This window comes from Bradyrhizobium vignae (assembly GCF_004114425.1).
GTDB classification, from domain to species: Bacteria; Pseudomonadota; Alphaproteobacteria; order Rhizobiales; family Xanthobacteraceae; genus Bradyrhizobium; species Bradyrhizobium vignae.
On the sequence record NZ_RDQF01000009.1, the window covers coordinates 44,149 to 66,259 of the forward strand.

Annotated in this window: 21 protein-coding genes; 11 read left to right on the forward strand and 10 right to left on the reverse strand. The window is 63.2% G+C overall.

Annotated elements, in window-relative coordinates; all coding sequences use genetic code 11:
- Positions 1-11: 11 nt before the first annotated feature.
- From EAV90_RS10175 to EAV90_RS10195, 5 genes are all read right to left on the reverse strand, one after another.
- Complete coding sequence (locus tag EAV90_RS10175; protein WP_129143284.1) at positions 12-1,157, reverse strand: acyl-CoA dehydrogenase family protein; 1,146 nt, start codon at positions 1,155-1,157, stop codon at positions 12-14.
- Positions 1,158-1,196: 39 nt separating this feature from the next.
- Complete coding sequence (gene kce, locus EAV90_RS10180; protein WP_129143285.1) at positions 1,197-2,126, reverse strand: 3,5-dioxohexanoate:acetyl-CoA acetone transferase; 930 nt, start codon at positions 2,124-2,126, stop codon at positions 1,197-1,199.
- 9 nt (positions 2,127-2,135) lie between these two features.
- Complete coding sequence (locus EAV90_RS10185; protein ID WP_129143286.1) at positions 2,136-2,930, reverse strand: enoyl-CoA hydratase-related protein; 795 nt, start codon at positions 2,928-2,930, stop codon at positions 2,136-2,138.
- Between the two features lie 18 nt (positions 2,931-2,948).
- Positions 2,949-3,707 (reverse strand): SDR family oxidoreductase, encoded by a 759-nt coding sequence (locus EAV90_RS10190; protein ID WP_129143287.1) that lies wholly within the window; start codon positions 3,705-3,707, stop codon positions 2,949-2,951.
- Positions 3,708-3,779: 72 nt separating this feature from the next.
- On the reverse strand, positions 3,780-4,961 hold the full coding sequence (locus tag EAV90_RS10195) for an acyl-CoA dehydrogenase family protein (protein ID WP_129143288.1): 1,182 nt from the start codon (positions 4,959-4,961) through the stop codon (positions 3,780-3,782).
- 129 nt (positions 4,962-5,090) lie between these two features.
- On the opposite strand from EAV90_RS10195, the gene EAV90_RS10200 reads away from it, so the two are divergent.
- Positions 5,091-6,389, forward strand: coding sequence for an enoyl-CoA hydratase-related protein (locus EAV90_RS10200; RefSeq protein ID WP_129143289.1), 1,299 nt, complete (start codon positions 5,091-5,093; stop codon positions 6,387-6,389).
- Positions 6,390-6,415: 26 nt separating this feature from the next.
- Positions 6,416-7,606 (forward strand): CaiB/BaiF CoA transferase family protein, encoded by a 1,191-nt coding sequence (locus EAV90_RS10205; protein ID WP_129143290.1) that lies wholly within the window; start codon positions 6,416-6,418, stop codon positions 7,604-7,606.
- Positions 7,607-7,652: 46 nt separating this feature from the next.
- Here EAV90_RS10205 and EAV90_RS10210 read toward each other — a convergent pair whose 3' ends face one another.
- The 3 genes from EAV90_RS10210 to EAV90_RS10220 form a co-directional block, all read right to left on the reverse strand.
- Positions 7,653-8,042 (reverse strand): Zn-ribbon domain-containing OB-fold protein, encoded by a 390-nt coding sequence (locus EAV90_RS10210; protein ID WP_129143291.1) that lies wholly within the window; start codon positions 8,040-8,042, stop codon positions 7,653-7,655.
- Positions 8,042-9,190 (reverse strand): thiolase domain-containing protein, encoded by a 1,149-nt coding sequence (locus EAV90_RS10215; RefSeq protein ID WP_129143292.1) that lies wholly within the window; start codon positions 9,188-9,190, stop codon positions 8,042-8,044. Before EAV90_RS10215 ends, EAV90_RS10210 begins: the two co-directional genes overlap by 1 nt.
- 69 nt (positions 9,191-9,259) lie before the next feature.
- Positions 9,260-10,456: an ABC transporter substrate-binding protein gene (locus EAV90_RS10220; protein ID WP_129143293.1), complete on the reverse strand. Its 1,197-nt coding sequence runs from the start codon at positions 10,454-10,456 to the stop codon at positions 9,260-9,262.
- Between the two features lie 271 nt (positions 10,457-10,727).
- Between EAV90_RS10220 and EAV90_RS10225 the strand changes: the two genes are divergently transcribed.
- Positions 10,728-11,900, forward strand: a complete 1,173-nt coding sequence (locus EAV90_RS10225) for a phosphotransferase family protein (RefSeq protein ID WP_129143294.1) — start codon at positions 10,728-10,730, stop codon at positions 11,898-11,900.
- Positions 11,901-11,929: 29 nt separating this feature from the next.
- Here EAV90_RS10225 and EAV90_RS10230 read toward each other — a convergent pair whose 3' ends face one another.
- On the reverse strand, positions 11,930-12,796 hold the full coding sequence (locus EAV90_RS10230; RefSeq protein WP_129143295.1) for a MaoC/PaaZ C-terminal domain-containing protein: 867 nt from the start codon (positions 12,794-12,796) through the stop codon (positions 11,930-11,932).
- 311 nt (positions 12,797-13,107) lie between these two features.
- Here EAV90_RS10230 and EAV90_RS10235 point away from each other — a divergent pair, with 311 nt between their 5' ends.
- The 5 genes from EAV90_RS10235 to EAV90_RS10255 are packed head-to-tail and all read left to right on the forward strand — an operon-like array spanning position 13,108 to position 17,639.
- Positions 13,108-13,965 (forward strand): branched-chain amino acid ABC transporter permease, encoded by an 858-nt coding sequence (locus tag EAV90_RS10235; RefSeq protein ID WP_208738481.1) that lies wholly within the window; start codon positions 13,108-13,110, stop codon positions 13,963-13,965.
- A complete protein-coding gene (locus EAV90_RS10240) occupies positions 13,962-14,996 on the forward strand; it encodes a branched-chain amino acid ABC transporter permease (RefSeq protein WP_129143297.1) in 1,035 nt (344 codons plus the stop codon). Before EAV90_RS10235 ends, EAV90_RS10240 begins: the two co-directional genes overlap by 4 nt.
- 1 nt (position 14,997) lies before the next feature.
- Entirely contained in the window at positions 14,998-15,696 is a 699-nt protein-coding gene (locus EAV90_RS10245) for an ABC transporter ATP-binding protein (RefSeq protein ID WP_129143298.1), read from the forward strand.
- Complete coding sequence (locus tag EAV90_RS10250) at positions 15,693-16,388, forward strand: ABC transporter ATP-binding protein (protein ID WP_129143299.1); 696 nt, start codon at positions 15,693-15,695, stop codon at positions 16,386-16,388. Before EAV90_RS10245 ends, EAV90_RS10250 begins: the two co-directional genes overlap by 4 nt.
- A 33-nt stretch (positions 16,389-16,421) precedes the next feature.
- Complete coding sequence (locus tag EAV90_RS10255) at positions 16,422-17,639, forward strand: ABC transporter substrate-binding protein (protein ID WP_129143300.1); 1,218 nt, start codon at positions 16,422-16,424, stop codon at positions 17,637-17,639.
- A 43-nt stretch (positions 17,640-17,682) separates the two neighbouring features.
- Here EAV90_RS10255 and EAV90_RS10260 read toward each other — a convergent pair whose 3' ends face one another.
- Positions 17,683-18,702 carry a zinc-binding dehydrogenase gene (locus tag EAV90_RS10260; RefSeq protein ID WP_129143301.1) on the reverse strand — a complete coding sequence of 340 codons (1,020 nt, stop codon included), beginning with the start codon at positions 18,700-18,702 and terminating at the stop codon, positions 17,683-17,685.
- 184 nt (positions 18,703-18,886) lie between these two features.
- On the opposite strand from EAV90_RS10260, the gene EAV90_RS10265 reads away from it, so the two are divergent.
- Genes EAV90_RS10265 through EAV90_RS10275 form a run of 3 tightly spaced genes read left to right on the forward strand, consistent with a single transcriptional unit; the run spans position 18,887 to position 22,099 of the window.
- Complete coding sequence (locus tag EAV90_RS10265) at positions 18,887-20,545, forward strand: AMP-binding protein (protein ID WP_129143302.1); 1,659 nt, start codon at positions 18,887-18,889, stop codon at positions 20,543-20,545.
- On the forward strand, positions 20,542-21,303 hold the full coding sequence (locus EAV90_RS10270; protein WP_129143303.1) for an SDR family NAD(P)-dependent oxidoreductase: 762 nt from the start codon (positions 20,542-20,544) through the stop codon (positions 21,301-21,303). The genes EAV90_RS10265 and EAV90_RS10270 overlap by 4 nt, the downstream gene beginning before the upstream one ends.
- 10 nt (positions 21,304-21,313) lie before the next feature.
- Positions 21,314-22,099: an SDR family NAD(P)-dependent oxidoreductase gene (locus tag EAV90_RS10275; RefSeq protein ID WP_129143304.1), complete on the forward strand. Its 786-nt coding sequence runs from the start codon at positions 21,314-21,316 to the stop codon at positions 22,097-22,099.
- Positions 22,100-22,111: the final 12 nt, after the last annotated feature.

Genomic DNA, 22,111 nt, shown 5'->3' on the forward strand with positions numbered 1-22,111 from the left:
CCGTCGGCGCGTCAGAGATTGCGGGAGATCAACTCCCGCATGATCTCCGATGTGCCGCCATAGATCCGCAGTACGCGTGCGTCCGCGAACAGGCGGCAGATCTCGTATTCGCGCATGAAGCCATAGCCGCCAAAGAACTGCAGGCACTGATCGACCAGTCGCCCGTGCATTTCGGTGACCCACAGTTTTGCGGTCGACGCGGCGTAAGTCGTCAGTTCGCCGCGGACATGCTGGCTCAGGCACTGATCGACATAAGCCCAGCCGACCTGAAGATCGGATTTGAGGTCCGCGAGCTTGAAGCGCGTGTTCTGGTAAGAGCCGATGGCATGTCCGAAGGCCTTGCGCTCCAGGACGTAGGCCTTGGTGATGTCGAAGGCCTTTTGCGCCGATGCGATCGAGTGAAGGGCGATCGTGAGACGCTCCTGCGGCAGCTCGCTCATCAGCGCAGCCATTGCGCCGCCTTCCGAGCCAAGCAGATTGGTGACGGGCACGCGGACCTGGTCGAAGAAGAGCTCCGATGTGTCGGAAGAGAGATGACCGAGCTTGTCGAGATTGCGACCGTGACGAAAGCCGGGCCGGTCGGTTTCGACGAGGATCAGGCTCATGCCGCGGGATCCGCCGTCCGGATTGGTACGTGTCACCGCGATGACGAGGTCGCACATCTGACCGTTCGAAATGAAGGTCTTCTGCCCGGAGATGACATACTCGTCGCCGTCGCGCACGGCGCGGGTGCGAATGCCCTGAAGATCGCTGCCGGTCCCCGGTTCGGTCATGGCGATAGCGCAGACGGCTTCACCCGACACCATGCGCGGCAGCCATTTTCTCTTCTGCTCTTCGGTGCCGTAGCTGAGGAGATAGCCGCAGCAGACATCGTTGTGGACCGAGAAGTCGGTGGCTGGACCCGCGAAGCCCGAATAGGCGAGCTCTTCGATGACGACGGCGTTGTGGCGGAAATCACCACCGATGCCGCCATATTGCTCCGGCACCTGGGGACAGAGCAGGCCAGCATCGCCTGCCGCCGGCCATAATGCGCGATCAATGATCCCGGCCTTCTCCCATTCCTGGAAATGCGGCGCAATCTTCGATGCGGCGAAGCGCCGGACGCTTTCGCGCAGGAGGGCGTGCTCTTCGTCGAATACGGGGCGATTGGGCAGCATGTCTGTCCGCCATGGGTTGAGAGCTAGAAGCGTTGAGAGCTAGAACGCGACCTTGTCGCCGCCCTTGAGCTGAAGGATTTCACGGGCCTCGTCCGGACTTGCGATCTCGAGCCCCAGGCCTTCGATGATCTTGCGCACCTGCGTCACCTGTGTCGCATTGGTTTCGGCGAGACGGCCGGCGCCGAGCCAGAGGCTGTCCTCGAGACCGACACGGACGTTGCCGCCCATTGCGGCCGCCATGGCGGCAACCGGCATCTGTGCGCGACCCGCGCCGAGCACGGACCAGCGATAATTGTCGCCGAACAGCCGGTCGGCGGTTCGCTTCATGTGCATGACGTCGTCTGGATGCGAGCCGATCCCGCCGAGCAGTCCGAAGCAGGTCTGGATGAAGAGGGGCGCCTTCACCAGCCCCTCGGTCCAGAAATAGTGCAGGTTATAGAGATGGCTGGTGTCGTAACATTCGAACTCGTAGCGCGCGCCGGAGCTGTTGAGCGTCTCCAAGGCGTAACGGATATCCTTGAACGAGTTGCGGAAGACGAGGTCATGCGAGCCCTCCAGCATCTCCGGCTCCCAGTCGTGCTTGAACGACTTGTATCGCTTCAGCATCGGGAACAGGCCGAAGTTCATCGATCCCATGTTGAGGCTCGCGACTTCCGGCTTCCAGGTCGCCGCCGGGCGAACGCGCTCCTCGACCGTCATGTAGGGGGAGCCACCGGTCGTGAGATTCACGACGACGTTGGAACCTTGCTTTATGACACGTAGGAACGGCTCGAACGCCTCGGGCGATTGATCCGGGCGTCCATCGACCGGATTTCGCGCGTGCAGGTGCACGATTGCGGCGCCGGCCGCCGCCGCGCCGAGCGCGGACTCGGCGATCTCCGCCGCCGTCACCGGCAGGTGCGGCGACATCGACGGTGTGTGGATCGACCCGGTAACCGCGCAGGAGATGATGACCTTGTGAGGCGCCATGGGGGGCCCTTAGCGCGTGAACTTGTGGAAGTCCGGATCGCGCTTCTCGTTGAAGGCCGCGACGCCTTCCTTCGATTCCGCGGTGTCGTAGAACAGCTTTACGGCGTGGAGCGCGAAATTGCTGATGCCGCGGATATTGTCGGAATCGGCATTGAAGGAGCGCTTTGCAAGCGCAAGCGCGGTCGGCGAGCGTTGCGCGAGCTTGTCGGTCCAGTCCTTTACGGCGGCGTCGAGCTGCGCCATGGGGACGACCTTGTTGACGAGACCCATCTCGCGCGCCTGTTCGGCGGTATAGCGCTCGTTCAGATACCAGATCTCCCGCGCCTTCTTGTCACCGACATGACGGGCCAGAAAAGCCGTGCCCCAGCCGGCATCCACCGAGCCGACCTTGGGGCCGACCTGGCCGAACTGGGCATGCTCTGCGGCGATCGTCAGGTCGCAAAGCGTTGCCAGCACGTTGCCGCCGCCAATCGCGAAGCCGTTGACGCGGGCGATCACGGGCTTCGGCACGTCGCGGATTAGACCCTGGATCTCGTTGATCGGCAGCCCGACCACGCCGCGGCCGTCATATTGGCCTTCATGGGCCGATTGGTCGCCGCCGGTGCAGAACGCCTTCTCGCCAGCGCCGGTCAGCACGATGCTGGCAACGTTGCGGTCGTTGGCGGCAAGCTGGAAGGCATGGATGAGCTCGTCCAGCGTGCGCGCGCGGAAAGCATTGTAGACCTTCGGCCGGTTGATGATGATCCATGCGGCGCGGTCGCGGATTTCGTAGATGACGTCGGTGAATTGCTTGGGATCGGTCATGAGATTTCCTCGCGCAGGTTAGATCATGTTCATTCCGCCGGAGACGGAAATGGTTTGCCCGGTGATGAATTTGCCGTCGTCGGAAGCCAGCATCGCGACGATTCCGCCATAGTCGTCGGGCTCACCCATGCGCTTGAGCGGGATGCCTCTGAGCATGGCATCCTTCCATTTCACGGCGTGCTCGCCCTCGCCAAGCACCGTCGCCATCATTGGCGTGTTGGTGGGGCCGGGGCAGACGGCATTGAGCAGGACATTCTTGCGCGCCAACTCGCGCGCAAGCGATTTGGTGAAGGAGATCAGCCCGCCCTTGCAGGCGGAGTAGACCGCCTCGTCGCTGGTGCCGACGCGCGCTGCATCGGATGCGATATTGACGATCCGGCCGCCGCCGCGCTCGGCCATCAGGGGCGCAATTGCCTTGTGGGTGTTGAGCGGCCCATAGAGGTTGATGCGGATGATCTTGTCCCACAGTTCCCGGTCGGTCTTCAGGAACGGCATCGGCCGGTCCCAGCCGGCATTGTTGACCAGGAGCCAGATCGGTCCCAGGTCGGCCTCGACCTTGGCGACCGCAGCGTTGACGGAATCCGCATCGCCCACATCGACGGCATAGGTCTTGATGACGGCCTGCGGTGCGAGCTTCGCGGTCTCGTCGCCGCCTTGCGGATTGATATCGAAGATCGCGACCTTGCAACCTTCCTCGGCCAGCCGCAGCGTCAATCCTCGTCCGATGCCCTGTCCGCCGCCGGTCACGACGGCAACTTTTCCCGATAGGCCCTTCAACGTCGATCTCCCTTGTCGTTTTATCGTCTTGTCGTTTCTTTGGCGGCCTTCGATGGGTCGAAGGCGAGGGGGCTATGAAGCCGACCCGTTCTTCTGAATGTCGTATCCGCGTTGCGAGTACATTTGGCGCGCGATGATCGTCTTCATGATTTCGATCGAGCCGCCGGCGATCTTGACCACACGTGCGTCGGCGTAGGCCCTGGCGATCGGATATTCCCACATGTAGCCCCAGCCGCCGAAGAGCTGGAGGCACTCGTCGACCGTCTCGCAGTGCAGTTCGGACGTAAACATTTTGGCCATGGCGGCGTCGACCGGATCGAGCTTGCCTTCCATGAACAGGGCGATGCACTTGTCGGTGAAGACACGCGCGACGGCGGCCTTGGTCCTGAGTTCGGCCAGCTTGAACTGCGTGTTCTGGAAGTCGGCAAGCTTCTGGCCGAAGGCGCTCCGCTCGGAGGTATATTGCAGCGTCCAGTCGATCACGGTCTCGGCAACGGTCGCCGACCGGATGGCCTGTGCCAGACGCTCCTGAGATAGTTTTGTCATCATCTGCGCAAAGCCCCGGCCTTCCGTGCCGAGCATGTTGCTCGCGGGAATGCGGACATTGTCGAAGAACAGCTCGGAGGTATCTTGCGCCCTCATGCCGAGCTTTTCCAGATTTCGGCCGCGCTTGAAACCGGGCCGGTTGCTTTCGACGATGAACAGGGTCACGCCCCTGGCACCGGCCTGGCCGTCGGTCTTGGTGGCGAGCACGATGAAGTCGCAAAGCTGGCCATTGGAGATGAAGACCTTCTGGCCGTTGATGACGAAGTCATCGCCATCACGCGATGCCCGAGTCCTGATCGCCTTGAGGTCGCTGCCGGCGTGAGGTTCCGTCATGCCCAGCGAGCCGATCGCCTCGCCAGAGACCATCTTGGGCAGCCATTTGCGCTTCTGGGCCTCGCTTCCGAACGACAGAAGATAGGTGGCGACCAGGTCGGTGTGGATCAGAAAGCCGGGCCCGCTGGCGCCGGCGCGCCACAGTTCCTCGAACACGACGACGTCGAAGAGATAGTCGAGGCCCATGCCGCCATATTCCTCCGGCACGGTGCAGCAGAGCAGACCGGCTGCGCCGGCTTTCAGCCACAGATCGCGCGGGACGATCCCATCCTCTTCCCATTGAGCGTGGAAGGGCACGATCTCGCGCTCGACGAAGCGGCGGACCGTCTGCCGGAAAATCTCGTGTTCCTCGCGGAAGATCGTGCGTTCGATCATTGTCAAAGCGCGCCCTGTCTGATTTAGTTTGCTAGTGTACAGTATTTGGTTTGGGTATACAACCCGAAACGATAAACAAGCAAGTCCGATCGTACACCAACGAACGGTAACTGAAAGGAGAGGGAAGCGATGACCGTTGGGCCGGAGTTGATGCAGTTTCGCATCGAAGTGTCGCAGCAGCGCGTCCTGCACCTCATCTTTGACATGCCAGGACGTTCGATGAACGTGTTCTCGAATGTGGCGATCGAGGAGCTTGGTCTGTTTGCCGACTGGCTGAAGAGAAGCGATGTGGCGGGCGTCGTCATCCGTTCCGGCAAAACGTCCGCCTTCTGTGCAGGCGCGGACTTGGCGGAGCTGGAAGCGGCCTACGATGTGATCATGGCGGCGCCGTCGGGCGAGCGCGATCAGCTTGCCTTTGACCATTTCTTTCGATTGAGCCATGGTCTGCGCAAGCTCGAGACGGCCGGGAAGCCGGTTGCGGTCGCAATCGCCGGCCTTGCCTTGGGCGGCGGCTGCGAGTTTGCGCTTGCGGCACATCACCGGGTCATCGCCGATCACCCGCAGGCGACGTTCGGCCTGCCGGAATCACTCGTCGGATTGCTGCCCGGCGGCGGTGGAACCCAGCGCTTGCCACGTCTGATCGGGATAGAGGCGGCACTGCCCGTGTTGCTCGAGGGGGCTCGGATCGGCGGGCAGGCGGCGATCGCGGCAGGACTTGCACATGAATTGGTAGCGCCAGGCGAGGAAGTCGCCGCCGCCGAGCGCTGGGTGCTGTCGCGGCCGCAGGCGGCGCAGCCCTGGGATCGGCCGGATCGGCGGGCCGCGGATGAAGAGCACGTGAGCGCGATCATCGGGCAGAAGCGAAGCAAGATGCTGGCCGAGACGCTCGGCCACTATCCGGCTCTCTGCGCGATTCTCGACTGCGTCGAACAGGGGCTGCCGCAGGGCTTCGATTCGGCGATCCGGACCGAGATGCAGATCTTCGCAAAGTTGATCCAGCGGCGGGAGCCCCGCAATATGATCAGGACATTGTTCCTCGGCCGGCTCGATCATGAGCGGCTGAAGAAGAAGGGCGCGAGCCACAAGATCACGGAAGCCGTGGCCGCGGTCTCGAACGTGCTCGGCGCCCAGTCGGAGCGTGGCAAGGAGCTGGCGGAGGCGTTTGCGCGGGCAGGTTTTCGAGTCGAGCCGCCGCGCAAGGTGGAATTCGATGGGCGCATTGCGGGCACCGTCTACTGGCTTGACGACGAGCCGAGGACGTGGGGCAAGGAGCTGCTCCGCGCGCGTCTGGCGGATGCCGAGGCCGCGGCCGCGGGCTGGCGGTCGCAGCTCGACGAATCCGAGCGCCGCGCCGCGGACTATATCCTGGTCACGCAGGCAGGCTTTCCCGCCTATCTCGGCGGCCTGTTTGCCGCGGGGCTGAGCTAGTCAGATTTCGGACAAGGAGAGACGTCGTGTCCAGACCTCTTGAAGGCATCAAGGTTCTCGATCTGTCGAAGGTGCTCGCAGGTCCGCTCTGCGCGCAGTATCTTGGTGATCTCGGCGCCGAGGTGATCAAGGTCGAGGCGGTGGGGCAGGGGGATGAGACGCGGGGGTGGCCGCCGTTCCCTGCCCCTGGGCTCGGTACTGTCTTTCTGAGTGCCAATCGCAACAAGCGCAGCATCGCGATCAACATGAAGTCCGACAAGGGCCGCAAGCTGGTGCACGAGCTCGCTAAGGCCGCCGACGTCGCCATCGAAAGCTTCGGCACTGGCGTCGCCGAGCGGCTGGGAATCGATGCAGCGAGCCTGTGCGCGCTGAATGACCGCCTGGTCCATTGCAGCATCTCGGGCTTCGGCCGGACGGGGCCGCTCAGGAGTTCGCCCGGCTACGATGTGATCCTGCAGGCCTTCAGCGGCATCATGTCCATGACGGGCGACGACGGCGGTGGTTATATCCGCAGCCCGATCTCGCCGATTGACCAGATGACCGGCGTGCATGCCTTCAGCGGCATACTTGCAAGCCTGTTCGCGCGGGAGAAATCGGGCAAGGGGGCGGCGATCCAGGTGTCGCTGTTTGACACTGCGCTAGGGTTTCTCGGCTACAATCTCCAGACCTTTTGGGAGCGGGGAATGCAGCCGGCCAAGTGTGGCTCCAGTCACGAGTCGTTGTGCCCATATCAAGCGTTCGAGGCCGCGGACGGGCCGATCATGATCGGGGTGGCCAACGACAACCTCTGGCGCAAGTTCTGCGCCGTTGCTGGTTTGACTGCCATCGTGGATGACCCGAAATTCCGGACCAATGCCGATCGGGTCAAGCATCGTGCTGAAACATTGCGACATGTCCAGGCGGTGATCGCGACCAAGACCGTCGAGCATTGGAACGCAGCGCTCAACGAGGTCGGCATTCCCTGCTCTCCGATCAATACGCTCGCCCAGCTCTTGGATCACCCGCACACAAAGGCCGACGATCTCATCATGCGGTACGATCATCCTGCGGCGGGGCCGCTGAACTGCGTCGGTCACCCCGTCACGTTTGTCGGAGAAGAACGCAGCGCGGGCCTACCTCCGCCCACGCTCGGCCAGCATACCGATGATGTGCTCAAGGAGCTTGGTCTCTCCGCCGCGAGCATTGCCGAGTTGCGCCGCGAAGAGGTCGTCGGTTGATCGGCGTCCGTGTCATCGAGCCCGACAACAGGACGGCCCGCCGCAGTTAGATCGTCGTGAAGAACGGCAGCGGGGCGCCGTCGGTCGGCTTGAACACCACCTTCACCTTCTGGCCGATCTTGAGCGTCGTAAGATGGCAGTCGACGAAGTTGGTCTGCACCGACGGTCCCTCCTTCAGCGTGACGTAGCCGATGGCGTAGGGACCGGTCGGCGACTTCCGCATCAGGCTGTACGTGTAGATCGTGCCCTCGCCGGACGCCTCCTCCCACACCGTCTTGTCGGAGTAGCAGAACGGGCAGATCGAGCGCGGGAAGTAATGCGCTTCACCGCAGGCGGTGCAGCGCTTGATCATGAACTTGCCCTCTTTCGCTGCATCCCAGAACGCTGCGGTCTCGGGGTTCGTCACCGGGGCCGGATACTTTTTCACTTCGCTCATCACACGCGCTCCAGAATGGCCGTCGAGGCGGCGTGGCGGACGCCCAAGAGGCCGCCGGTGCCGTGGGCGATGGCGAGATCGCAATTCTTGACCTGCACCTTCGGATGCGCCTCGCCGCGCAGCTGCCGCACGGCCTCGATGATCTTGGTCATGCCGCCGCGGTTGACCGGATGGTTGCTGCACAGGCCGCCGCCATCGGTGTTGAACGGCAGCTTGCCGACGCCCGAGATCAGGTTGCCGTCGGCGACGAACTTGCCGCCCTCGCCCTTCTTGCAGAAGCCGAGGTCTTCGAGCTGCATCAGCACCGTGATGGTGAAGCTGTCATAGATCGAGGCGTACTTGATGTCCTTCGGCGTGATGCCGGCTTCCTCGAAGGCGCGCGGGCCGGACCAGACGCCGGCAGAATAAGTGAGGTCGAGATCCTTGCCGCCGCGCGGACCCTTCATCGCCTCGCCATGGCCGATCAGGCGCACCTGCGGCTTCTTCAGGCTCTTGGCGATCTCCGGCGTCGTCACGATCAGCGCACCGCCGCCGTCCGTGACGACGCAGCAGTCGAGCCTGTGCAGCGGATCGGAAATCATTGGCGAGTTAACGACATCCTCGACGGTGACGACGTCCTTGAGCATCGCATGCGGATTGTATTGCGCGTGATGGGAGGCCGCGACCTTGATCCAGGCGAGCTGCTCGCTGGTGGTGCCATAGTCGTGCATGTGGCGCATGGCGCACATGCCGTAGGCGTTGTGGGTGGTTGCACCATATGCGGTCTCGAAATCGGCTTCGGCACCTGGAGCGCGCACCTGCGCCGGACCGGTCCGCGGTTTACCCGCAAGCGTGATCAGCGCGATCGAGCATTTTCCGGTCGCAATCGCTTCGGCGGCATGCCCGAGATGGATGATGTAGGAGCAGCCGCCCGTATCTGTGCCGTCGACGTGGCGCACCTTCAACCCGAGATAATCGACCATCGGCCAGGCGCCGCCCGGCGCATCGCCGGAGAAGAAGTAGCCGTCGATATCGTCCTTGGTAAGCCCCGCATCCTCGATCGCGCCCTTGGCGACCTCGGCATGGAGTTGAGCGGTGGATTTGTCCGGTGCGTGCCGGGTTGGATGCTCATAGATTCCGGCAATGTAGGACTTGCCCTTGATGGTCAACGCAGGTCTCCGTTCGATTTGTTCTGCCGTTTGTGCCTGCCCGGCGCGCCCGGCAGGCCATGGCCACCGCTACTCGTCGAGCAGCTTCCAGGAGGTCTTGTCGAAGATGGCCATACGCAAGGAGGGGTAAGGGGCATAGTTCTCTTTGGAATTGGTGAGCTCGATTCCCGGAAGAAGCATGCCGACACGCTCTTTGTTGAAGCTCGTCGCCTGAGCGAGCAGGTTTTCGCGGGTCAGATTGTCACCGCATCGTTGAAGACCCTTCGCGATCGCTTGCGCATTGATGTAGCCGGACAGCGCAATGAAGTCGTTGGGGCTGTCGTTCGGAGCCCATTTCTTCATGAAGGTAACGTAGTCCTTCACCTCCGCGTCTTCGGCCCAGCCCGGATCATTGGCCTGCTTGGCAAATTGGGTCGTGTAGGCGCCCTGGACGTTGTCGAGACCGGCTGGTGTCAGCACGCCCTGGATCGAGTTGACCGGACTGGCGAGGAATTGGACGGGCTTCCAGTTCAGCTCATTCGCCTTCTTGATGCCCTGCGCAGCAAATTTCGGCGTCGTAAAATAGACCAGCGTATCGGCGCCGGCTGCCTTGAGCTTGAGTATCTCGGAATCGATCGTCGGGTAGCTGAGTTCGTAGGAGGCTTCCGCCACGATTTTCACCGAACTTTCGGCGCCGAGACCGGCCTTGAGGCCAGTGAGGTAGTCCTTCCCATAATCGTCGTTCTGGTAGAGCACGGCGATCTTGGCATTCGGCATCTTCTTGAGGATGAACTTGCCGAAGGTGGCTCCCTCCATCTCGAACGGCGGGTAGAACGGGACGGTCCACGGGAAGTTCTGCGGGTCGTTGAAGCGGCGTCCACCGGCTGAGATGAAGACCTGAGGCACCTTGTTCTGGTTGAGATATTTCTGGACGGCTACATTGGGCACGGTGCCCACGGTACCGACCTCAGCCAAGACACCGTCGTCGTCGATCAGCTTGCGGGTTTGTTCGATGGCCTTTGGCGGGCTGAATGCGTTGTCGAGGGAGATCAGGTTGACCTTCCTGCCGTTGATCCCGCCTTGCTCGTTCAGCATCTGGAAGTAGCCGGTCATCACGCGGCCATAGCTCGAGAACGTGGACGCCGGCCCGCTATAGGGGACGGTCTGGCCGATCTTGATTTCAGTGTCGGTAACGCCCGGACCATACTGCTTTTCGGCCGCTACCGCCTCCATGGTTACACTGGTCAGGAACAGGACCGAAGCGCTCACCAAAATCGAAGTTCTCATGCTGGCTCCCACATCGCTTCTTGTTTTATGGATGAAATAAGTACACTATAGTACGATATTTTGGAAGCTGAAAATGCGTCAATCGGCGGCGCCCGGGGCACCGCAATATATCGCGCTGCAATCAAGAGATCGATGACTGCGATCCACCCATTTCGGCGCCAGGGTCGCCTTGACGTCAACGCGATTGTGGTTCAGATAGTACGTAAGTGTACGAAATATTCGGCCGACGGCCCACAAGCTTTGCGGCCGCACGCCGGCGAAGGGAGGGACCATGGCTGCCTCGGGTGCAACAGCACTGGCCGCGCTGAAGATTGGCGGGCGCGTCGCCTTCGAGCGCCTGATGCGACCAAAGGCCCGCCGCGCAGAGGATGTTCCATGCTCGCCGGGAGCCATCACGCCGGAGTGGCTGACCGCGGTGCTTTGTCAGGAAACAGCCGGCGCGGTCGTCACCGACGTCGTGGTGAAACCTGCGAGCGCCGGGACGCACGAACGCCATCAGTTGATTGTCAGTTACAACGACGCTGGCCGGCGTGCAGGCTTGCCGCAGTCGATGTTCACGAAGTCGCTGCCGAGCGTCGTCACGCGCATGATCGGCGGCTTCAACGGCACCGCGCGGGTCGAGGGCCGCTTCTACATGCAGCTACGGCCGCAGCTCGATCTCGAGGCGCCGATCGGCTATCACGCGGCGTTCGACCGCCAGACCTACGCCTCGATTCTTCTTCTGGAAGACATGGTCGCAACCAAATCGGCGACCTTTTGCAACTACAAGACCTATGTTGACCGCGAGATGGCGGAAGACATGGTCGACGTTCTGGCCGCGCTGCATGCGCGCTTCTACGGCGATAGAGAGCTTTCGGCGCGGTATCCCTGGGTGGCCAGCTATCCGCGCTGGTTCACCATCGGCGCCGAGAAGATGAGCCTCGAGCACTACACTCGGAAGGCGTTCGACGCCGCCGCTCATGTCATCCCGAAGAGCCTGCTCGTGCAGCGTGACGCGGTCTGGCCGGCCGCTGTGCAGGCGCTTGCCGTTCACGATAACGAGCCGCAGGGGCTGATCCATTCCGACGTGCATATCGGCAATTGGTATCGCACCGGGGCCGGGAAGATGGGCCTATGCGATTGGCAGTGTCTTGCCCGCGGTCATTGGTCGCGGGACTTTTCCTATGCAGTGACGGCGGCGCTGACACCGGACGATCGCCGCAACTGGGAGAAGGACCTGCTCCGCCGCTATCTCGACCGGTTCGCCGGATTGACGGGAACCAGGCCAGACTTCGAGCGAAGCTTCCTCAACTATCGTCAGCAGATGGTGCATGCGCTGCTGATGTGGACGATCACGTTGTGCCATTCGCCTTTGCTGCCGGCCATGCAGTCGGAGGCGACGACGCTCGCGATGATCGAGCGAATCTCGACAGCGATGGCCGATCTGGATTCTCTGCGCAGCTGATCGGCGTCGGCGAAAGGGGCGGCAACCTGTCAGGCTGCCGTTAGCCGGCATTCGCCGCGATCGATCACCATGATTTGCCGCTCCGTCGCCCAGGCCCTGAACCTGATGACGTTGTCTTCCTCGAACATGTCGATCCGGATGGTGTCGCCGGGAAAGGCGGGCGCGACAAATCGCGCTGCCATCGCAGTGATCAGCTCGGGACGTCCCGGCGCGTAGCGCTTTAGGACGGCGCGGCAGGCGAGGCCCAGCGTGTTCAGGCCGTGCGAAATCGGGCGGTCGAGGCCGGCCTCGCGGGCAACTACCGGATCGGCGTGGATCGGCATGTAGTCCCGGCTGACAAGCCGATACAGCAAGGCGGCTTGGTGCGGCGTTCGATAGGTGATGCTGGCGCTGGGTGTTCCTTCGCTACCAATCGGTGCGATTGCGGCGGGCGGCAAACCGTAGTTGCCGCAGCCGCCGTCGCCGCGCAGGAACTCCGTCGCCCGAAGCGTGGCCAGCCGCTCGCCGCTCGTGGCGTCGAACAGCTCGGTATCGAAATAGAGGAGGGCGCCGCGCATCGGCCCTTTGTCTTCGATCGCGCTGACGCGATGCTCGGCGCGGATGGACGCGCTGACCGGAACCGGGTGGTGCAGCGTCAGGCGCTGCTCGCCGTGCAAGGCCTTGGTCCAGGCAATCCCCGTTTCGGGCTCGGCGATCCACAGCGGCGGCCAGCCGAGCGTCACGCTCATGCTGGGCACGGCGCGTTGATCGCGCCCTTCATACACGTAGAGCAATTCGTCCTCGTCGAGCGGATCGTCGCCCATGCCAAGGCCGACTGCGTAAAGGGCGCAATCGCGCCAGTCATAGGATTGGCAGATCGGCGCGAAGCGCCGGGCGACGACATGATCAAGGTCCATATGGGCCTCCAGGTAACGCTCGCGCGCCTCGGATGAGCGACGCAGTGCACGAGATGCCGCAGCGCCACGTCCCGATTTGGATTTGCGGTGAACACTAGTATATGATAAACCAGTGTACTAATCGAGTGTCGAAGTCGAGATCGTCCGGCAGGACGGGGAAACGCTGAAGGCCGGCACGGAGCGCGATTGAAATCCGCTGCGGATGCCGAGCAATGGCAGGAGGGCCCTTTGCGAGGTCAAGCGTGCAGACTGGCGGCGCATCGGACGGCCACGTGCCGTCGCGGCATGCAACCAGGCAGGAGATCGCTGCCATGATCGCGCTGCTGATCGCGAATTCGCTGGCGCTCGCCTCTCTGTTGATCATGCTGTCGAGCGGGCTCGCCTTGATTTACGGCCTGCGTGACGTCATCAATTTCGGCCACGGCGCGATCTATATGCTCGGCGCCTATCTCGGCTACACGATTGCTCTTGTCGGCGGATTCTGGCTGGCGTTGCCGCTCGTTCCGGTCCTGTTGGCGCTGCTCGGAATCGCATTCGAATATCTGGCGCTGCGGCCACTGCAGCGACGCTCACACATCGAAGTGGCGCTGGTCACCTTGGGCCTCGGTATCATTCTCGGCCAGATCATCATCTATTTCTACGGCGGCGAGGCGCGCAGCGTCGATGCTCCGAAAATCCTTTCCGGCTCCGTGACCATCCTGCAACTCTCCTACCCGGTCTATCGCCTCTTCCTGATCGTGATGGGCCTCGGCTCCTGCGCGCTGCTCGCCTTGTGGCTGCGTTGGACGTCGTCGGGACTGTATGTGCGCGCGGTTAGTCAGGATCCGTCGGTCGCGCGCATGATGGGCATCAATGCCGACCGCCTGAGCCTGCTCGTGACGAGTCTCAGCACGGCCTTCGCCGGCATCGCCGGTGTGCTGGCCGGACCCTATTTGTCGGTCGATCCGGGAATGGACGTCGTGATGATCGTGAACTGCCTGATCATCGTCGTGATCGGCGGCACCGGCAGCATCGGCGGCGCAATCATTGCAGCCCTGCTATTCGGCTTCGTTCAGGTCGCGGGATCGGTGTTCCTGCCGAATCTCGCGGTGCTGGTGCCCTACATCCTGTTGATGGTCGTGCTGCTGATCGCGCCGGGTGGGATCGGACGCGGGAGGGTGCTGAGTTGAGCAACGGCACAATGACTGACGACTTCCATGCATCTGCAACGGCGACATTCGGCGGATCGACGTCGCGGCTTTCGCTCGCGATTGTCGTCGGACTGATCGGGCTTGGCGCGGGTGCGGTCGTTCCGACCTGGCTTGCCAGCGATTTCGTGCTTCGGCTCGGCAGCGAAGGCCTCCTGCTGGGCTTGCTCGCGCTCAGCGTCGCCTTCCTGATGAACCAGGCTGGCCTCGTTGCGCTCGGCGTGGCCAGTATCTACGGCGGCGCCGGATATCTGTTTGCGATCGGCATGAGCGACTGGGGACTGACGCCGACAGCCGCGTTGTGCGTCGCGTTCCTAATCCTTCTCGTCTATGCCACTATGCTCGGTGCACTGATCGTCCGGACCAAGCCGCTCGCCTTCATGATGCTGACGCTCGCCGCCGGCGAGATGATCAGTCATGCCGTTCTGCTCGAGGGATTGCGCGACTATACCGGCGGCGCGGACGGACTGGTTGTTCGGACCAACGGAGCCGTTCTCGGCATCGACGCGGCTCGATTTGCCGATCCGGCGCAATTTTGGTCGCTAGCGTGGGGCGTGTCCGTCCTGATCGGACTGGCACTCTGGGCCATCGCACGTTCCCGTCTCGGCGCGGTGCTTCGCGCCATCAGGGAGAACGAGGAGCGCATGCGCTTTTCGGGCTTCAATACCTTCCTGCCCAGGCTGATCGGATATGTGCTCGTCAATATCGTGGCTGCGATCGCCGGCTTCCTACATGTGCTCAATGCCGGTTTCGTATCGCCGGAGAGCCTGGGGCTGTTCGTCAGCACCAATACACTGGTCGCTGCGCTGATCGGTGGCATCTCCGGTTCGCTCGGTCCGATTCTCGGCGGGCTGATCTTCTCCTTTGCGCAGGACGAGTTTGGCGCGCGTGGGCTCACGCAGCTTCTGACCGGCGTTGCGATCGTCGTGTTCATTGTCGTGTTCCCGCGTGGTGTCGTCGGCGGGCTATCGGGCCTGTCGAAGCGGCTCGGCTGGCGGCGGGAGGCATCCTGACATGCTCACGATCGAAAAACTGTCGGTGAGCTATGGCTCGGTGCGGGCGTTGACCGATGTCGATCTCGAGATCCGCGGTGATGGCCTGCTCCACGGCATCATCGGTCCGAATGGCGCAGGCAAGTCCACGCTGCTTGATGCGATCTGCGGCCGACGGCGTCCGACCTCCGGGCGAGTTCGGTATTGCGGCGAGGATATCACGCGGCATTCGGTCAGCTGGCGCCGTCGGCAAGGCATGGCGCGATCGTTCCAGCGCACCAGTATCTTCCAGGATCTGACCGTGCACGAGCAGCTGCAGCTCGTTGCGCAACATCTCGGCGACGGCCGGGTCGGTGACGTCATCGAGGTCATGGATCTCGGCGGCTATCTCGACCAGAAAGCCGGGCGCATCGCCTATGGTGTGCAGCGACGGGTCGACGTCGCGCTGGCGCTGATCGGGCGTCCGCGTCTGCTCTTGATGGACGAGCCGGGCGCCGGTTTGTCGGCCACGGAGACGTTGCGCCTGTTCGAGCATGTGCGCGATCTCGTCCGCGAGCGCAGGATCGCGGCCGTCGTGGTCGAGCATGACGTCGAGGCGGTGTTCGCGTGCTGCGGCATGGTCACCGTGCTCGATCTCGGACGGCATCTTGCGACGGGGACGCCCGAAGCCATCCGTGCCGACCATCGCGTCGTCGCGGCGTATCTGGGGACCGCGGCATGAGCGCGCTGCGGATCCAATCGCTGTTCGCCGGCTATGGCGCCTCGACCGTGCTGCGCGGCATCGATCTGACGGTCGAAGAGGGCGAGTCGGTGGCCTTGGTCGGACGCAATGGCGCCGGCAAGTCGACGCTGCTACTTTCCGTCTTTCGCGAGACGAATATCTTGTCCGGCGAGATCTGGGTTCGCGACCGCCGGATCGATGATCTGCCAGGCTATACGGCTGCCAAGCTCGGGGTAGCCATCGCACCGCAGGGACGGCGCATCCTGCCGAACTTGACCGTCAAGGAAAACCTGCTGCTGGGTCGATCGACCGGCAGGGCAGGGTACTGGACGCTGAAGACCATCTACGGGCTGTTTCCGGTGCTCAAGGAGTGCGCCGACCGGCTGGGCACGATGCTGAGTGGCGGCCAGCAACAGATGCTGGCGATCGGTCGCGCCTTGATGGCCAATCCGAGTCTCATTCTGCTCGATGAGCCTTCGGAAGGTCTTTCGCCTGTTCTGATCGATGGCCTTGTCGACACGCTCAACAAGATCCGCGGCGCCGGCACCGGCGTGCTCGTGGTCGAACAACATCTCAGCCTCGTCAAGCGTGCCACCGATCGGTTCGTCATCCTGGCAAAGGGCGAGGTTGTCGGTTCGGGCGCGATCGGCGCCATCAGCAAGCCGGAGAACCAGGCGCTCATGGCGCTCTAGCGCAACATCAGCATAAACGTAGGAGGGAGGAACATGAAAAAATCATCCATGCGGTTGGCTTTCGGCATGCTGCGCGCGACGACCATCGGCGCAACGATGGGCGTTGCCGTCGCGACCACGGCTTTGGCCGAGGACACGGTAAAGATCGGCGTCCTCCTGATCGATAGCGGACCGCTCGCCGGCCTGAAGGACACTCAGGTCAAGGCCGTCAACCTCGCGATCGAGCAGATCAACGCCGCCGGTGGCGCGGCGGGCAAGAAGCTGGAGGCGACCTTCATTTCCTATCCCGGTACGCCTGATACGGCGGTGGATGGCGCCACCCGCGCCGTCCAGAAGGAGGGGGCAATGTTCATCACCGGTATGGACACGTCCGGTGTCACGCCTGCGCTTCAGGCCAAGCTTCCGGCGCTGAAAGCTCTGATGCTGGAGGTGATGGCCAATGCCGACGGGCTGACCGGGAAGAATTGCTCGCCGAACTACTTTCGGGTCAATGCCAACGATTCCATGATCATGGGGACTTTCAGGGAATTCCTGAAGGATCAGGGCATCAAGAAATGGGACATTATCGCGGTCGACTATGCCGCAGGACGTGACTCCGCGGACAAGTTCAAGGCGCTGGTGACCTCGCAGGGCGGAACGATCGGAAAGACCTTGTTCTCGCCAAACGGGACGCCGGATTTCGGTGCCAAGATCTCGGAATTGGGTGCAGACCCGGCCGACGGCCTGTTCGTGACCATCTTCGGCAGCGACGCGATCAACCTCGCCAAGCAGCAGCAGCAGTTCGGGCTGTTCAAGAAGTACAAGATGGTGCTGGGAAACTCCTTCGTGATCCCGCAAACATTGCCGGCGCAGGGCGAGACCGTGCTCGGCGTCTATCAGAATATCGGATTCGTCGCCGGGTTCCCCGGCGCGCAGGCCGAAGCCTTCGTGAAGGCGTACAAGGAGAAATACAACGGCGAGCTTCCGCCCTACACCAGCGCCGATCAATACGCTGCCATTCAGCTGATTGCCGCCGGGCTTCAGAAAGCGAACTCGACCGACATCAACGCGGTGCGCGCCGCGCTGTCCGGCCTGAAAACCGAAACGGTTCTCGGTGATGTCGAGATACGTGCAGGTGACCATCAGACTGCGCGGCGGATGGCGATCAGCCAGATCGTCATGGGTCCGGAGGGCAAGCCGGTCTACCAGATCAAGAAAATCGAGCCGGGACAGGACATCATCCCGCCCGTCGACCCCGCCTGCAAGATGTGACGCCCTGACGCCGCCGATCTCATGTCGCTCGTGGAGTCGAAACCTATGCCACGAGCGACACCTTGCCAAACTGTGCCCCGGAGGCGAGACGAGTAAGGGCCGCAGGAGCGTCTGTCATCCTGAACGATGAGTCGATCACCGGCCGGACCAGGCCGCGATTGAACACATCGAGCAACTGGCGGAATTCCGCGATGCTGCCGCCGGTCGAGCCATAGATTTCGAGCTGACGGATGAAAACCCGCTGCAGATCGGCCGGCGGGTTCGAACCGGTTGTGGCACCGCAGGTGACGAGCCGGCCGCCCCGCCGCAACGACCGCAGCGATTCCCCCCAGCTCGCTTCGCCGACGCTGTCGATCACCATGTCGACACCGCCGCCGCTCATTTGCTGGATCGCGGGTGAGACCTTGTCGCTCCGATAGTTGACGCCGCCATCCGCTCCCATCGCGACGGCCCTGGCGATCTTCTCGTCGCTCGAGGAGGTGACAAAGACACGAGCGCCGACTAGCTTGGCGAGTTGCAGGCAAGCGACTGCGACGCCGCCACCGATGCCGACAATCATGACGCTTTCGCCGGGTTGCAGCGCGCGCTTGCCGAACAGCATCCGCCAGGCCGTGAGATGGCCGGTCATCAGGGCGCCCGCCGCCACCAGATCAGCATCATCGGGCAGGGGAAAGAAGCAACTGCTGGGCATCGCGACGTAGTCTGCGAAGCCGCCGTTGCGATGCTCGCCCATGATCTTGACGTTCTCGCATAGCGGCTGGTCGCCGGCCAGGCAGTAGCGGCACTTGCCGCAGAACGCCTCGGAGAAGGGCACAGCCTTCATGCCCGGCTTCAAGCCGCTGCCGGGCGCTGCCTCGACGATCTCGCCGGCGGCTTCAACCCCCATCACCTGCGGCAGTGTGTGGGTGATGCCGCCGCCATTGTCGCGCATGTAGAGATCGACACGATTGACCGATGAGGCCGTGACCTTGAGCACGGACTCGCCCGCAGCCGGTGCCGGGTCGGGGAAATCGCGCCAGGTCACGCCATCCGGTCCGCGTCGCTCCAGCACTGCCGCCTTCATGCTCGCTCCCTGTTTTCGGTCGCACCGTTGAAACTAATGCACTAGCACACGGAACTTCGAGCGTACTCACCGCGCGAGATCACGTTTGCCGTCCAATTCAGTGTTGCAGTTCACTTCAGATATAATACACTAGCGAACTAATATGCCGTCAAGTGCATCGATCTATCGTCATGGAGGCAACGTCATGAGCGAGAATCGCTTCGATCCCGTGGCGCATGCGCGCGCGATGCGTGCCAGCGGTTTCTGGATCGACAAGAGTTTTGACGAGTTCCTGCAGCAGGCGATCGCTGCCACGCCCAACAAGCTCGCGTTGATGGCGGACCGCGCCGATCGTGACGCGCCGAAGCGCCTGACCTACGCAGAGCTGGGTGACATGATTTCGCGCGCGGCGGCGGCGCTACGCCGTCTCGGCGTCGCTCCGGGCGATGTCGTGTCGGTCCAGTTGCCGAACTGGTGGGAATTCGCGGTGATTGCGCTGGCGGCGTTCCGGGCTGGCGCGGTTGTCAATCCACTGATGCCGATCTTCCGCGAGCACGAGCTCGGCTACATGCTCGGCTTTGCCGAGACGAAGCTGCTGGTGGTGCCAAAGCTCTTCCGCGGGTTCGATCATGAGGCGATGGCGCTCTCGCTGCAGCCGGGCCTGCCGACGCTTGCACATGTCATCGTCGTCGACGGCGAGGGGCCCAACAGCTTCGAGCAGGCCCTGTTGTCCGGCAGCGAGCGTGTCGGTGCGCCGCCGGTCGGTGAGATCGGCGCGCTGCCCGCAGACCGAATGGCCGTGCTGATGTTTACGTCGGGGACGACCGGCTCGCCGAAGGGCGTTATGCATTGCCTCAACACCCTGATGGGGTGCTGCATCGGACTTGCCAGGCGTTTCGGCCTCGACGCCGGCGATACCATGCTGGTCTGCTCGCCGCTCGGCCACATGACCGGCTTTGCCGCCGGCATGCTGCTCGGCTTGAAGATCGGCGCGACCGTGATCTTCCAGGACATCTGGGAGCCGAAGCGCGGCGTCTCGATCATGTCCAAGGAGGGCATTACCTATTCGGCGGGTGCTGCGACATTCCTGGCCGACATGTGTGAAGCCGTTGCAGCCGGCGCGACGAAGCCGGCTGAGCTGCGCAAGTTCCTCTGCGCGGGCGCGCCGATCCCGCCGGCGCTGATCGATCGCGCCTATCGGGAGCTCGATCTCAAGGTCTGCTCGCTGTGGGGCATGACCGAGTCCCTGGCGAGCACGTTGACCGAGCCGGAGCGGGCGCTGGAAAAATCATCGAAGACCGACGGGCGTCCCGTCGAGGGCGTCGCGGTCAAGGTCTTGCGCATGGACGGCTCGCCGGCCGCGGTCGGGGAGCGGGGCCTGCTCAAGGTCCGCGGCGCGCAGATGTTCCTCGGCTACTACAAGCGGGAGGACATGGAGCCGTTCGACGCCGAGGGCTGGTTCGATACCGGCGACATGGCCTATATGGATGACGAGGGCTACATCCGGATCGACGGCCGCATCAAGGACATCATCATTCGCGGCGGGGAAAACATCCCCGTCTTGGACATCGAAAACCTGATGTTCAAGCTTCCCGCCGTGCTGTCCGTGGCGATCGTTGGCTATCCGGATCCACGGCTCGGAGAGCGGGCTTGCGCTTTCGTCGTGCTGCGCTCCGGCACGACGCTCGATCTGGCCGCCGTGCAGGCTCACATGGCCGAGCACAAGGTCGCCAAGCAGTATTGGCCCGAGCGTCTTGAAATCGTCGCCGACCTGCCAAAGACGCCGGCCGGCAAGGTGCAGAAATATCAGCTCCGCGAAATTGCCAAGGCGTTCGCCGAGCCGCCCCACAAGGCCAGCGCATGACCGCGCGTCTCAAGGATCGGGTCTGCGTCGTCACCGGCGCAGCGCGCGGCATCGGCTTATCAATTGCCGAGCGCTTCGGCCGCGAGGGTGGACGCCTCGCCTGTGTCGATATCAGCGCAAAGCGGCTGGAGCCCGCGGTTGACAGGCTGAAGGACGTGGGGTTCGAGGCCAGGGGATACGAGGTTGATGTCGGCCGTCGCGATGACGTTCACGCGCTGTTCAAGCGCGTCGAACGCGAGTTCGGCGCGCCGGTCGCGGTGCTCGTCAACAATGCCGTGTTCGCGCGCTTCGAGCCGCTGGCAGAGATCGCGGTCGACACGGTGGAGCGGATGTTTGCCGTCGGCGTGCATGGCCTGATCTGGGCGACGCAGGCGGTGGTCCCGCAGATGGAGCGGCGCGGCGGCGGAGCAATCGTGAATCTGAGCTCGGTGTCGGCGTTTCACCCGGCCAAGGATTCCATCGCCTATTCCGCGCTAAAAGCCGGCGTCGTCGGCCTCTCGCGCGCCTCGGCGATCGAGCTCGCCGCGAAGAAGATCCGCGTCAATGTGATCGCGCCGGGCATGATCGGAACGCCGGCCTCGATCGCACAGTTCGACGAGCCAACGATTGCGGCGCGTCAGGCCGAGATGCCCGCCGGGCGCTTCGGCCAGCCCGAGGAGATCGCTTCGCTCGCCGCGTTCCTTGCGAGCGACGATGCCAGCTACGTCCAGGGCGCGGTCATCACCGCCGACGGCGGCTGGACCGTTCCTGCAAAATAGGAGAAGGCGCATGAAGCGGCTCGAAGGCAAGCGCGCGGTCGTCACCGGCGGCGGAAGCGGGATCGGCCGCGCCAGCGCCCTCCGCTTCGCGCGCGAAGGTGCGTCCGTCCTCGTGGTCGGCCGCGCCGGGAATGCCGAAGAGACCGCGTCGGCCATCCGGGCTGAGGGTGGCATCGCATCCGCTATGATCACGGACGCCGCGGTCGAGGAGAATGTGGCCGCGATCGTCTCGCGCTGTGTCTCGGAGTTCGGTGGGCTGGAGATCTTCTTCGCCAATATCGGGGTTACCGGGACCAATACGCCGTTGCTGGAGCAAACGGTGGAGGAATGGTCCGAGGTCTACCGCATCAACACGATTAGCTGCTTCCTCGCCATCAAATACGCCGGACGCCATATGACCGCGCAAGGCTATGGATCGATCATCCTGACCTCGTCCGCGGCCTCGCTACGCGCCAATGCCGGCGCGATTTCCTATAGCGCAAGCAAGGCGGCGGTGAACAATCTGGCGCAGACGGCGGCGAATGCCTTTGCCGGCACCGGCGTGCGCGTCAATGCGGTGCTGCCCGGCCTCGTCGAGACGCAGCTGACCCGCAAAGTGTTCGACGACGCCCGCGCACGAGGCATCGAATCCAAGCTCGGCCACGTCACGCCGCTGAAACGGCCGGGCCGCTCCGAGGAGATCGCGGCCGCCGCGGCGTTCCTGGCCTGTGACGACTCTTCGTATGTGGACGGCCAGTTGCTGTCCGTCGACGGCGGTGTCAGCAGCACCCATCCCTTCGGCCGGATCGCGCTCTAGCAAGGCCGACGG

Bases quoted from the DNA above. Each gene is read 5' to 3' on its own strand.
- EAV90_RS10275 (WP_129143304.1), top strand. From the start codon at position 21,314: ATGAAGCGGCTCGAAGGCAAGCGCGCGGTCGTCACCGGCGGCGGAAGC.
- EAV90_RS10250 (WP_129143299.1), top strand. From the start codon at position 15,693: ATGAGCGCGCTGCGGATCCAATCGCTGTTCGCCGGCTATGGCGCCTCG.
- EAV90_RS10260 (WP_129143301.1), bottom strand. From the start codon at position 18,702: ATGAAGGCGGCAGTGCTGGAGCGACGCGGACCGGATGGCGTGACCTGG.
- EAV90_RS10175 (WP_129143284.1), bottom strand. From the start codon at position 1,157: ATGCTGCCCAATCGCCCCGTATTCGACGAAGAGCACGCCCTCCTGCGC.
- EAV90_RS10230 (WP_129143295.1), bottom strand. From the start codon at position 12,796: ATGGACCTTGATCATGTCGTCGCCCGGCGCTTCGCGCCGATCTGCCAA.
- EAV90_RS10185 (WP_129143286.1), bottom strand. From the start codon at position 2,930: ATGACCGATCCCAAGCAATTCACCGACGTCATCTACGAAATCCGCGAC.
- EAV90_RS10210 (WP_129143291.1), bottom strand. From the start codon at position 8,042: ATGAGCGAAGTGAAAAAGTATCCGGCCCCGGTGACGAACCCCGAGACC.
- EAV90_RS10235 (WP_208738481.1), top strand. From the start codon at position 13,108: ATGATCGCGCTGCTGATCGCGAATTCGCTGGCGCTCGCCTCTCTGTTG.
- EAV90_RS10255 (WP_129143300.1), top strand. From the start codon at position 16,422: ATGAAAAAATCATCCATGCGGTTGGCTTTCGGCATGCTGCGCGCGACG.
- EAV90_RS10270 (WP_129143303.1), top strand. From the start codon at position 20,542: ATGACCGCGCGTCTCAAGGATCGGGTCTGCGTCGTCACCGGCGCAGCG.
- EAV90_RS10225 (WP_129143294.1), top strand. From the start codon at position 10,728: ATGGCTGCCTCGGGTGCAACAGCACTGGCCGCGCTGAAGATTGGCGGG.
- EAV90_RS10195 (WP_129143288.1), bottom strand. From the start codon at position 4,961: ATGATCGAACGCACGATCTTCCGCGAGGAACACGAGATTTTCCGGCAG.
- EAV90_RS10245 (WP_129143298.1), top strand. From the start codon at position 14,998: ATGCTCACGATCGAAAAACTGTCGGTGAGCTATGGCTCGGTGCGGGCG.
- EAV90_RS10200 (WP_129143289.1), top strand. From the start codon at position 5,091: ATGACCGTTGGGCCGGAGTTGATGCAGTTTCGCATCGAAGTGTCGCAG.
- EAV90_RS10265 (WP_129143302.1), top strand. From the start codon at position 18,887: ATGAGCGAGAATCGCTTCGATCCCGTGGCGCATGCGCGCGCGATGCGT.
- kce (WP_129143285.1), bottom strand. From the start codon at position 2,126: ATGGCGCCTCACAAGGTCATCATCTCCTGCGCGGTTACCGGGTCGATC.
- EAV90_RS10220 (WP_129143293.1), bottom strand. From the start codon at position 10,456: ATGAGAACTTCGATTTTGGTGAGCGCTTCGGTCCTGTTCCTGACCAGT.